This is a genomic window from Bacillus sp. LR_5 (assembly GCF_042709275.1).
In genome coordinates, this window is record NZ_JAVAXX010000224.1 from 1 (window position 1) to 10,768 (window position 10,768).

Annotated in this window: 12 protein-coding genes; 7 read left to right on the top strand and 5 right to left on the bottom strand. The window is 45.4% G+C overall.

Annotation, left to right across the window (positions count from 1 at the left end; all coding sequences use genetic code 11):
- Nucleotides 1-29: 29 nt before the first annotated feature.
- A complete protein-coding gene (locus RAC86_RS28705; RefSeq protein ID WP_003233577.1) occupies nt 30-512 on the bottom strand; it encodes a MarR family transcriptional regulator in 483 nt (160 codons plus the stop codon).
- A 171-nt stretch (nt 513-683) separates the two neighbouring features.
- Here RAC86_RS28705 and mprF point away from each other — a divergent pair, with 171 nt between their 5' ends.
- Nucleotides 684-3,254, top strand: a complete 2,571-nt coding sequence (gene mprF, locus RAC86_RS28710; RefSeq protein ID WP_377886294.1) for a bifunctional lysylphosphatidylglycerol flippase/synthetase MprF — start codon at nt 684-686, stop codon at nt 3,252-3,254.
- Nucleotides 3,255-3,271: 17 nt separating this feature from the next.
- Here the strand turns inward: mprF and RAC86_RS28715 are convergent, their stop codons facing one another.
- Entirely contained in the window at nt 3,272-4,249 is a 978-nt protein-coding gene (locus tag RAC86_RS28715) for an ABC transporter substrate-binding protein (RefSeq protein WP_377886295.1), read from the bottom strand.
- A gap of 130 nt (nt 4,250-4,379) precedes the next feature.
- On the opposite strand from RAC86_RS28715, the gene RAC86_RS28720 reads away from it, so the two are divergent.
- The 4 genes from RAC86_RS28720 (at nt 4,380) to RAC86_RS28735 (ending at nt 8,077) form a co-directional block, all read left to right on the top strand.
- Nucleotides 4,380-5,381: a FecCD family ABC transporter permease gene (locus RAC86_RS28720; RefSeq protein ID WP_377886297.1), complete on the top strand. Its 1,002-nt coding sequence runs from the start codon at nt 4,380-4,382 to the stop codon at nt 5,379-5,381.
- On the top strand, nt 5,378-6,409 hold the full coding sequence (locus tag RAC86_RS28725; protein WP_101501786.1) for a FecCD family ABC transporter permease: 1,032 nt from the start codon (nt 5,378-5,380) through the stop codon (nt 6,407-6,409). The genes RAC86_RS28720 and RAC86_RS28725 overlap by 4 nt, the downstream gene beginning before the upstream one ends.
- 114 nt (nt 6,410-6,523) lie before the next feature.
- Nucleotides 6,524-7,405 (top strand): PhzF family phenazine biosynthesis isomerase, encoded by an 882-nt coding sequence (locus tag RAC86_RS28730; protein WP_377886298.1) that lies wholly within the window; start codon nt 6,524-6,526, stop codon nt 7,403-7,405.
- An 87-nt stretch (nt 7,406-7,492) separates the two neighbouring features.
- Complete coding sequence (locus RAC86_RS28735; RefSeq protein WP_377886299.1) at nt 7,493-8,077, top strand: nitroreductase family protein; 585 nt, start codon at nt 7,493-7,495, stop codon at nt 8,075-8,077.
- Between the two features lie 38 nt (nt 8,078-8,115).
- Here the strand turns inward: RAC86_RS28735 and RAC86_RS28740 are convergent, their stop codons facing one another.
- The 3 genes from RAC86_RS28740 to RAC86_RS28750 form a co-directional block, all read right to left on the bottom strand.
- Nucleotides 8,116-8,307 carry a YfhD family protein gene (locus RAC86_RS28740; RefSeq protein ID WP_003233561.1) on the bottom strand — a complete coding sequence of 64 codons (192 nt, stop codon included), beginning with the start codon at nt 8,305-8,307 and terminating at the stop codon, nt 8,116-8,118.
- 66 nt (nt 8,308-8,373) lie between these two features.
- The gene (locus tag RAC86_RS28745) at nt 8,374-8,484 is read right to left on the bottom strand and encodes a YfhE family protein (protein ID WP_003223230.1); all 111 of its coding nucleotides are present in this window, start codon (nt 8,482-8,484) and stop codon (nt 8,374-8,376) included.
- Between the two features lie 54 nt (nt 8,485-8,538).
- Complete coding sequence (locus RAC86_RS28750) at nt 8,539-9,450, bottom strand: TIGR01777 family oxidoreductase (protein WP_377886300.1); 912 nt, start codon at nt 9,448-9,450, stop codon at nt 8,539-8,541.
- An 88-nt stretch (nt 9,451-9,538) separates the two neighbouring features.
- Between RAC86_RS28750 and recX the strand changes: the two genes are divergently transcribed.
- Nucleotides 9,539-10,333 carry a recombination regulator RecX gene (recX, locus tag RAC86_RS28755; RefSeq protein ID WP_377886301.1) on the top strand — a complete coding sequence of 265 codons (795 nt, stop codon included), beginning with the start codon at nt 9,539-9,541 and terminating at the stop codon, nt 10,331-10,333.
- Between the two features lies 1 nt (nt 10,334).
- Nucleotides 10,335-10,649, top strand: coding sequence for a YfhH family protein (locus RAC86_RS28760; protein WP_003244592.1), 315 nt, complete (start codon nt 10,335-10,337; stop codon nt 10,647-10,649).
- Nucleotides 10,650-10,768: the final 119 nt, after the last annotated feature.

The following is a 10,768-nucleotide window of genomic DNA, read 5'->3' on the forward strand; positions in this document are numbered from 1 at the left end:
CGCAGTTTGCGGATGACAGACTTACAGATTTATTCTTTTTTCGCTTTCTCTAATGCTCTTGAAAGGATAGACAGCCCTTCGGAAACCGCCTGCTTTTCTTCAGGGGACAGCAGCTCTAATGAACGCTTTAATTTCAGGTGGCCTTTTTCATACAAACCCCGGAAAATCTTTTTCGCATTTTCTGTCAACTGAACAACTACAGAGCGGCGGTCCTCTTCAGAATGTGAGCGTTTGACAAACCCTGATTTCTCAAGGCGGTCAAGCAGCCCAGTTGTATTGGACAGGGAAGCCCCCATTTTTTCAGCAATGTCGCTCACTTTCAATGTTCCATGGTTGTTTAATAGCATCAGCACTTTCATTTGCGGCATGCTCATATCCAGCTTCATCCACTCGGACACATCACCGAGGCCGGCGGACGTTAAGACTTTCATATAGAGCACCCATATTTCCCGTTCCTCCGATGAAAGAATGTTTTCGTTTAATACTGTTGTATCGTGTAAATTATATTCCATTTCATCACTTCCTCATCATTCACTCCTCTTACCATATTACTCGATTTACACTCCTGAAAGAAAGTGAGCAGAAACCACATGCGGGACTTTGTCCGAAAAATAACGGTAGTGTATAATGAGTTGGAGATTATTGGGGGAGAGGATCGAACTAGAATATGATTGGAGAGACCATTGCTGATTAAAAAGAATGCTTTATCAATATTAAAAATCGTTTTTCCTATTGCTGTTTTGCTATTTGTTATTTATCAATCGAAAAAAGAACTGACAAATCTGTCATTCAAACGTACGCTCATGGTCATCAACGGACTGGAACGAACGGACTTATTCATGCTTGTGTTGATCGGCTTGCTGGCTGTTGCGGCCATGTCGCTGTATGATTACGTCCTGAAATACTCACTGCGCCTATCGATCACAAACGGAAAAGTATTCAGGGTTTCCTGGATCGCCAATTCATTTAATAATGTGTTGGGATTCGGCGGTTTAGCCGGAGTCGGGTTAAGAATGATGTTCTATAAGGAGCATACGAAAGACCATAAGGCACTCGTGAAAGGAATCGCCTGGCTCACATCATCTATGCTGCTCGGATTATCTGTTTTCAGCATTTTCGTCGCTGCGAGAGTGCTGCCAGTGGATGAAGTGATTCATGAAAAGCCTTGGCTATGGGCGGTCGTTATCGGTTTTGCGCTGATATTGCCGCTGTCTTTGGCGGTGTCCAAAATAAAAGACCGCAAAGCTGGGGACGAAGAGAATGCGGATAAAGTGAAAAATCCGATTTTCGCATATATTGGAGCTTCAGTTGTTGAATGGCTCATGGCCGGGACCGTCATCTATTTTGCTTTGTTCGCTATGGGCATTCATGCAGATATCAGGTATGTGTTCGGGGTGTTCGTCATTGCGGCGATCGGAGGAATGATCAGCCTCGTGCCGGGCGGCTTCGGCTCGTTTGACCTTTTATTTTTGCTGGGGATGGAGCAGCTTGGCTATCATCAAGAGGCCATCGTTACTTCTATTGTGTTGTACAGGCTCGCCTACTCATTTATCCCATTTATCTTGGGACTGTTCTTTGCTGCCGGCGACCTGACGGAAAATACAATGAAGCGGCTCGAAACGAACCCGCGCATCGCACCGGCAATTGAGACGACAAACGTTCTGCTTGTTGTTCAGCGTGCGGTATTAGTGAGAATTTTGCAAGGCTCGCTTTCCCTTATTGTGTTCGTAGCAGGTCTGATTGTCTTGGCCTCAGTTTCCTTGCCGATTGACAGGCTGACGGTTATACCGCACATTCCGCGCCCGGCGCTTTTGCTGTTCAACGGCCTGTCCTTAAGCTCAGCGCTCATTCTGCTGATTTTGCCTATCGAGCTTTATAAACGGACAAAACGTTCCTATACGATGGCCATTACAGCGCTTGTCGGCGGCTTTGTGTTCAGCTTTTTAAAAGGGCTTAACATCAGCGCGATATTCGTACTGCCGATGATTATCGTATTGCTTGTGCTATTGAAAAAACAATTTGTCCGCGAACAGGCATCCTATACACTGGGACAATTGATATTCGCTGTGGCGCTGTTTACTGTGGCGCTCTTTAACTACAATCTGATCGCGGGCTTTATTTGGGACCGGATGAAGAAGGTGCTGCGTCACGAATATTTCGTCCACAGCACCTCGCATATTACACATGCAACCATCATGGCGATCATCATTGTGCCGCTGTTCTTCTTGATATTTACAGTGGTCTATCATAAGAGAACGAAACCGATCGGAGAGCAAGCTGACCCTGAGCGTCTTGCTGCGTTTCTTAATGAAAAAGGCGGCAACGCGCTAAGCCATCTCGGTTTTCTTGGAGATAAGCGGTTTTATTTTTCCAGCGATGGGAATGCACTGCTTCTGTTTGGGAAAATCGCCAGAAGGCTGGTCGTGCTCGGCGATCCGTCTGGCCAAAGAGAATCATTCCCGCTCGTGCTGGAAGAATTTCTGAACGAAGCGCATCAGAAGGGATTCAGTGTTTTGTTCTATCAAATTGAACGAGAGGACATGGCGCTGTATCACGATTTTGGCTACAACTTCTTTAAATTGGGCGAGGAAGCATATGTAGATTTAAATACATTTACCTTGACTGGGAAGAAAAAAGCCGGCCTTCGGGCAATCAATAACCGCTTTGAGCGGGAGGAGTATACTTTCCATGTGGATCATCCCCCATTTTCTGATGCGTTTTTGGAGGAGCTGAAGCAAATCTCAGACGAATGGCTCGGCTCGAAAAAAGAGAAGGGATTCTCGCTCGGATTTTTTGATCCTTCCTATTTACAGAAAGCGCCGATCGCCTATATGAAAAATGCAGAAGGAGAGATCGTTGCATTCGCAAATGTCATGCCGATGTACCAGGAAGGAGAGATATCGGTTGATCTGATGCGCTATCGCGGCGACGCTCCAAATGGCATTATGGACGCATTGTTCATCCGCATGTTTTTATGGGCAAAGGAAGAGGGCTTCACGTCTTTTAATATGGGAATGGCACCCTTGGCCAATGTTGGCACTGCCTTTACATCCTTCTGGTCCGAAAGGTTTGCCGCTGTCATTTTTAATAATGTCAGATACATGTACAGCTTCAGCGGCCTAAGAGCCTTTAAAGAAAAATACAAACCGGAGTGGCGAGGGAAATACTTAGCGTATCGGAAAAACAGATCTCTTTCTGTCACCATGTTCCTCGTTACACGTCTGATTGGCAAAAGCAAAAAAGACTCCGTCTAATAAGACGGAGTCTTTTTTTATTTCGTTTTTAAGAAGTAGGTTTCAATATCATCAAGCAGATAGTTTGCGGCTTTAATTCCGCCTGCAGTTGTCCACACGACGTCATCGACTTCATGCGCATTACCTGATTTCACGGCCTTTAGGTTTTTCCATAGTGAACTGCTTGTCCACTGATTGGCCCATTTTTCATTTTCCTTTGCATTATCGGCTTTATAAGTGAAATAAAACAGCACATCAGCATCCATATCAGGAATAGATTCTTTACTGTCAGTTGAGAACGTAAATTGGTCCTTTTGTTTCTTGAACAGTTCTACTTGTTTTTCAGGGCGTTTGAAGCCAAGCTGGTCTAAAATAATTCCTGAGAATGAATCGGTATAATAGATTCTTGATTCACCGGATAAAAAGCGTACGACTGAAACTGTTTTGTTTGTCTGGTCGCCCAGCTTGTTTTTTAAATCAGAAACGCGTTTATCAAAATCGGCAATGACTTCCTTGCCTTTGTCCGCCTTATTCACCGCGTTGGCGTATAGAGTCAGGTTATCCTTCCAGTTCCCGGCCAAAGATTCAGCAAAAACAGTCGGCGCAATCGCATTTAACTGATCATAAATTTTTTCCTGGCGCACTTTGTTTCCAATAATCAAATCAGGCTTTAATTCTGCGATGGCTTCCACATTCGGTTCCGTTTCAAGACCGACGTTTTTAACACCTTTCATGTCATCTTTCAGATAGTCATACCACGGGTCGCCCTTCCATGACTTTACGGCTCCGACCGGCTTAATGCCAAGCGCTAAGAGCGCCTCTGTTCCTTCATTAGTTAAAACAACAATCCGTTTTGGATTGGCGGGGATGTTGTCTGATGTCCCCATTGCATGTTTGACCGTTCTTGTTTTGCTGCTTGACACCTCGCTGTTGCTTGAACTTTCTGAACTATTACAGGCAGAAAGTACCATAACGGCCATTAAAAATACGAATAGCATGCTGATATGCTTTTTCATCTTTTTCCTCCCAATATTGAAATTCATTATCATTTAGATCATAATAAGCAGTGTTAAGAGTGTCAATCCCTAATTGAGGATTATTCTCAAAAACAAACATTACATAGTAAATAACTAGGAGAATTAGATCATGATCTGCAAAAAGGCATCTTCAAAATGGATTGTGTTAGTATGTCTGATTTTCATTTTACTGGCGGCTGTCTGCGCAAGCGTCGTGTATGGCTATACAGGTACGTCATGGAGACAGGTCTATCAGGCGTTTACTTCCTTCAATGGAACAAATGAGCATGTCATCATCAAGGATGTCAGGCTTCCGCGCGCTTTGGTTGCGACAGTCGTCGGCGCCTCGCTTGCAGCCGCGGGCGCTCTCATGCAGGCGCTCACAAAAAATCCGCTTGCGTCACCGGGGATTTTCGGGATTAACGCCGGTGCAGGTTTTTTTATTGTTGCCGGATCGTTTTTTCTGCATATTCAGTCACCTCAGGCATTAGTATGGAGCTCGTTTCTGGGGGCAGCATTTACCGCTGCGATCGTCTATGCAGCAGGCTCGCTTGGAAGAGAAGGGCTGACGCCAATCAAACTGACGCTGGCGGGAGCTGCCATGGCATCCATGTTTTCTTCTCTGACACAGGGCTTGCTTTCTGTCAACGAACTCGAGCTTGCCCAAGTGCTTTTTTGGCTGACCGGCTCTGTGCAGGGCAGGAGTCTGGATCTGCTGTTGACGATGCTCCCGTATGCTGCGGCAGCGCTTGTGATCTGCTTCTTTCTCGGCCAAAAAATTAATCTCCTCGTCATGGGAGAAGATGTGGCAAAAGGACTCGGCCAAAAAACGGGCCTGCTGAAATTTGTGATGTCGCTTTGTGTTGTCATGCTTGCAGGGTCCGCTGTCGCCATTGCCGGGCCGATTTCTTTTATCGGCATCATTATTCCGCATTTTGCCCGCTTTGTCGTTGGTAATGATTATCGCTGGGTTCTGCCATTTTCCGCTGTTTTGGGTGCCATTTTGCTTGTTTGCGCGGATATCGGTGCACGATATATCATTATGCCTCAGGAAGTTCCTGTCGGGGTCATGACCGCCATCATCGGAATGCCTGTGTTTGTGTACATCGCAAGAAGGGGGGCGAAGCTATGAAACTTCGTTTTGGCGTTACTGCGGCTGAAAAGAAAGCATGGATCGTCTTTTTAATTTTACTGGGGTTAACAGCTGCTGTACTCATCATAAGCGCAGGTCTCGGACAAAGGTTTATTCCTCCCTGGGATGTAGCAAAAACATTCTTTGGTGCAGGTTCCAAGCTGGATGAACTGATGATCATGTCGTTCCGCATGCCAAGAATTTTGACGGCTTTATGCGCCGGTGTCTGCTTGGCAGCGGCAGGCGCGATATTGCAGGGGCTCGTCAGAAACCCTCTCGCATCTCCGGATATTATCGGAATAACAGGAGGAGCGGCGGTAGCGGTCGTGCTTTTAATGATGTTCTTCTCAGACCGCAGCAGTTCACTTACGATCAGTCTGTCATGGCTTCCAGCAGCCGCATTTATCGGCGCATCGGCTGTCGGGCTCATCGTCTATTTACTGGCATACAAAAATGGCGCCTCCACATTTCGGCTGGTGCTTATCGGAATCGGATTTTCAATGTCGGCGCAGGCGATGACTACCCTGTTGATGATCAAAGGCCCGATTTACCGGGCATCACAAGCCAATGTGTATATCACTGGGTCAGTTTATGGGTCAAACTGGCAGCATGTAAAAATAGCTATTATCTTATCTGTCATTCTCTTATTCATTTGTTTTGTCGCGCTAAAAAATATGAATATACAGGTGCTGGGTGAAGATATTGCGGCGGGTGCAGGAAGCGCTGTGCAGCGAAATCGTTTTTTCTTGCTCCTTTTGAGTACGGCTCTTACGGGTTGTGCAGTTTCAGTTGCCGGCACAATCGGTTTTGTCGGGCTGATGGCGCCCCATATTGCAAGACGGCTTGTCGGCTCATCTTATGGCGCGCTGCTCCCAACGTCGGCACTTATTGGAGCTCTGCTCGTTTTAACAGCTGATATCGTCGGCAGAACCTTATTTGCTCCGGTGGAAGTGCCGGCCGGCGTCTTTACAGCGGCTATCGGCGCACCTTATTTTATTTATTTGCTCTATAAAACAAGAAATTCTTGATCGTTACACCCATTTTCTTAAAAAAGAAAATGGGTTTTTTTGATAATGACTGAAGATTCGTAATTATTTTTGCTATACTGACAGAGACATTGATAAAGAAAGGGCGGCAGATGAATGAAAGAAGCAGAGGTATTAAAATATGAAGCATTTACAAGCAGTCCCGGCAAAGGAAACCCCGCAGGCGTCGTTTTGCAGGGAGACGTTTATACGGAAGACGAGATGCAGATCATAGCTGAGCGTGCCGGGTATTCAGAAACCTCCTTTATCCGAAAAAGCGAGTCGGCCGATCTCGAACTCCGTTACTTTACCCCTGGACACGAAATGAATTTGTGCGGTCATGCGACAGTTGCGTCTCTTTACGCATTATGTGAGAAAGGAATGCTGGAGAGCGGTAAAACGTACAGCATCCAAACGAAAGCGGGTATCCTGCCTGTGAAGATTTCTGAAAAAGATGGCCGTATTCATATCACGCTTGAACAGGCCTCTCCGCAATTCAAACCATTTACAGGCGATCGGAAAAAACTTGCGGACGCACTGGGTATCACCGAAGAAGATTTTCATGAAGACCTTCCGATTGTGTTTGGCAGCACTGGCATATGGACAGCCATCGTTCCGCTTAAATCATTGGAGGCTTCCAAAAAAATGGTGCCAGATAACAAACAATTTCCGGAAGTGTTAGTTGATCTGCCAAAAGCTTCAGTCCATCCGTTTACCTTTGAAACCGTCCATCCCGACAGCGACTTGCACGGGCGCCACTTTTCATCCCCGTATTCGGGAACGATTGAAGACCCCGTGACCGGCACAGCATCCGGCGTGATGGGGGCTTATATGAAACATTATGGCAATGCCGAGCAGCATAAATTTATCATTGAACAAGGGCAGGAAATTGGAAAAGACGGAAAAGTGGAGATCGAAATGAACGAAGCCGGCGGTCATGTGAAAGTGAACATGACAGGAACAGCCGTTTACTCAGAAACCCGTATTCTTAAAATCTAATACGGATGATGGTTTACAAAAAGATGCACTTTCCGTTATCATTATGAAATGATAATCATTTTCAATTGCATAGGAAGGTGAGACGGTATGCCTCAAACCGAACAAATACATCAGCATTCAGTACTGCGGGACATCATACGCAGCAGAAGATCGATTCGAAAGTTTAAACAAGAGCCAGTACCTTCAGCAGTCATTCTTGACATGCTTGAAACGGCAAAATATGCGCCAAATCACAGAGTGACAGAGCCATGGAGATTTATTTACGTTTCCAGTGAGACAGGTAAAGCGAACCTCATCAATACATTTGCAGCGTTCTCTATGAAATCCAAGCCGGATATGACAGAGGAAAAGCTTCAAAATTTCAAAAACACACTTGGGCGCGTTCCGGGATTTCTCCTCGTCGTGTTTCAGGAAGATGAAAACGAAAGAGCGCGGGACGACGATTTTGCGGCAACAAGCTCGTTAATTCAAAATCTTCAGCTTCTTGCTTGGGAAAAAGGAATCGGCATGGTTTGGAAAAGCGGAAAAATCCTTTATGACAAAGAAGTCCATCAGGCCTTTGGTTTGCAGGATAATGAGCGTTTCGCCGCCATCATACAAACAGGTTATCCTGACGAGGCGCCGGAAGTGAAAAAACGCACACCGATCCGCGAACGGTTTACTGAAATGTAAAAAGCCCCTTGTCTCAAACGGAGACAAGGGGTTTTTCATTAACGAGATTTCTTTTTCGCTCTGTTGTCGGCTGCTTTCGCACGCTCTTGCGCTTCGCGATCATCTGCATCAGCAAGCTCGGTTGAATATTCTTCGTAAACGCCGTCAGTTTCCCTTTTTAATGCATCGGGAACTTGTGGAAGCTTTTGTTTGTTTTTATCACGGTTTTTGTGGATATGATTTCTGCCCATATCAAATTCCCCCTAAAAAGTGATATCAAACAAATATAGTATTTGGTTTTAAGGGGCTATGTATTCCTACTTCCGCTTAGCAGCTTTTTCCGCTTTTTTAAATTCGCCTGAATAAAGAACTTCCTGCATTTTTTTCAGGTTGGCGCCTTGCTGGTGCTTCTCCCTCTTTTTTTCCATAAAAAGGACCTCCTTCAACCATGTTATTCTTAAGGTTGACGCTTCCTGCTGTTTTTATACAGTCTCTCGGTCCGCTATCAGCTGTGAGAGTGCAAATTCAAGATCCGAATATGTAAAACGAAATCCAGAGGTTATCGCTTTTTTAGGAAGAGCGCGCTGTCCTTTCACAATCAAAAGACTCATTTCACCCAATGCTTTTGATAAAAAGAATTCCGGGACGGGGAGCCAATGCGGGCGGTGCTTCACCCGTGCAATCGCTTTTCCGAATTGCTTCATGTCCACAGGATTGGGCGCGGTGACATTCATTGGGCCTGAGATGCCGGCGTTTTCCACCGCATATCGGATCATCTGGGCCGCATCCTCGACATGAATCCATGACAGCCACTGCCTTCCCGTTCCAATCGTTCCGCCGGCCAGAAACTTATAGGGGAGAACCATAAGCGGTAGAGCACCTTTTTCTCCAAGCATCACGCCAAATCTTGCATAAACCGTCCGGATGCCCATCGCTTCAATATTCTGTCCTTCCTTTTCCCACAGGTGTGCAGTATGGCTGAGAAAATCCTCATCTGACGTTGCAGAATCCTCTGTGAAAGTTTTCTCAAGGCTTGTCCCGTAAATACCCACGGCACTGGCTTGGATCAATGTCTTCGGCTTCTCCTTCTGTTTCTGAATAAGCCGCTGCACTTCACGCGTCGCATTGATACGGCTGGAGAGAATGTGCTGCTTCGTTTTTTCTGTCCAGCGGCCAAAAATCGATTTTCCCGCAAGGTTTATCCAGACATCAATATGAGGAAGTTCCTGCTCCGGGGCGGCTCCTTCCGTCAGCCATTGGACATATGTCATATTTTTTTGTTCAGTTTCCCTTGCGTTTCTTGATAAAATATAAACATGGTGTCCCTGGCGGGTAAGAACGCCTGTCAGATGCTGGCCGAGAAAACCGGTTCCGCCCGTCATTGCGATATTCATGAACATCTCTCCTCATCGTTCTAATAAATATACTTTACCTCATTGTAATAAAAGAAAACGCGTTTCAGGCCTGAGAAGGGAGATTAAGATGCCGTTTATTACAAAAATATCAACGCAAAAAAAGAATACGGAACGCTTCAATATTTTTTTGGATGATAAATACGCCTTCAGCGTGGACGCGGATGTACTCGTGAAATTTGAGCTCAAGAAGGGAAAAGAACTCGATGATCTTGACATCATTGAGATTCAATACGGCGATGAAGTGAAGAAAGGCTTCAACCGTGCGCTTGACTTTTTATCCTATCGAATGCGGTCGACGAAAGAGGTCGAGGACCACTTAAAGAAAAAAGAAACCTCGCCCCCCGTCATTGCGGAAGTCATCCATAGGCTTAACGATTACAAGTACTTAAACGACCAGGAATTTGCCGCAGCCTATGTCAGCACTCACAAAAAAACAAACGGAAAAGGCCCTGATGTTTTGTTCAGAGAGCTAAGAGCGAAGGGAATTGATGACGATACAATTAAGGAGGCGCTAAGTTCCTTTTCCTTTGAAGATCAGACAAGAGAAGCGGTCAAGCATGTTGAAAAGCTTCTCAAAAAAGATAAAATTCTTTCGACGAAAGAATTCAAACAGCGCGCCCAGCTGCAGCTTCAGCGCAAGGGCTTCTCATTTGATGTTATCAGCGCGGCGATGGATCAGATTGAATATGAAAATGATGAAGACACGGAGAAAGAAGCGCTGCGCCTTCACGCGGAAAAAGCGTTTAGAAAATACCGCTATGACGGCTCATATGAAAGCGCCATGAAGGTCAAACAATTTTTATTCCGCAAAGGATTCTCACTCGATTTAATCGAGCAATTACTGCAGGAAGAGGAGTACTGAAATGGAGAAACGATACAGTCAAATGACACCTCACGAACTCAATACCGAAATCGCATTACTTTCTGAAAAAGCAAGAAAAGCCGAACAGCATGGAATCATAAACGAACTGGCAGTGCTCGAACGGAAAATTACGATGGCAAAAGCATATTTGCTGAACCCGGAAGATTACTCACCGGGAGAAACATATCGTGTGGAAAACACTGAGGACGAGTTTACCATCAGTTATTTAAATGGCGTTTTCGCATGGGGATACAGGACCTCTTCCCCTCAGCAAGAGGAAGCGCTGCCAATCTCAGTATTGCAAGAAAAAGAATAAAGCGTAACAGGAGGCTGATGATCAGCCTCTTTTTGTTTGCAGCACATTTACACGAATTCTTAAAGAAAAAATCATTGAATTCACTTGAAAAATCTTTTAAGATGAAACTCGTTGTTTTT

Excerpts from the sequence above, each read along its gene's own strand:
- RAC86_RS28735 (WP_377886299.1), top strand. The coding sequence starts at position 7,493 with ATGCCTCAAACCGAACAAATACATCAGCATTCAGTACTGCGGGACATC.
- RAC86_RS28725 (WP_101501786.1), top strand. The coding sequence starts at position 5,378 with ATGAAACTTCGTTTTGGCGTTACTGCGGCTGAAAAGAAAGCATGGATC.
- recX (WP_377886301.1), top strand. The coding sequence starts at position 9,539 with ATGCCGTTTATTACAAAAATATCAACGCAAAAAAAGAATACGGAACGC.
- RAC86_RS28745 (WP_003223230.1), bottom strand. The coding sequence starts at position 8,484 with ATGGAAAAAAAGAGGGAGAAGCACCAGCAAGGCGCCAACCTGAAAAAA.
- RAC86_RS28730 (WP_377886298.1), top strand. The coding sequence starts at position 6,524 with ATGAAAGAAGCAGAGGTATTAAAATATGAAGCATTTACAAGCAGTCCC.
- RAC86_RS28760 (WP_003244592.1), top strand. The coding sequence starts at position 10,335 with ATGGAGAAACGATACAGTCAAATGACACCTCACGAACTCAATACCGAA.
- RAC86_RS28705 (WP_003233577.1), bottom strand. The coding sequence starts at position 512 with ATGGAATATAATTTACACGATACAACAGTATTAAACGAAAACATTCTT.
- RAC86_RS28715 (WP_377886295.1), bottom strand. The coding sequence starts at position 4,249 with ATGAAAAAGCATATCAGCATGCTATTCGTATTTTTAATGGCCGTTATG.
- RAC86_RS28750 (WP_377886300.1), bottom strand. The coding sequence starts at position 9,450 with ATGAATATCGCAATGACGGGCGGAACCGGTTTTCTCGGCCAGCATCTG.
- RAC86_RS28740 (WP_003233561.1), bottom strand. The coding sequence starts at position 8,307 with ATGGGCAGAAATCATATCCACAAAAACCGTGATAAAAACAAACAAAAG.
- RAC86_RS28720 (WP_377886297.1), top strand. The coding sequence starts at position 4,380 with ATGATCTGCAAAAAGGCATCTTCAAAATGGATTGTGTTAGTATGTCTG.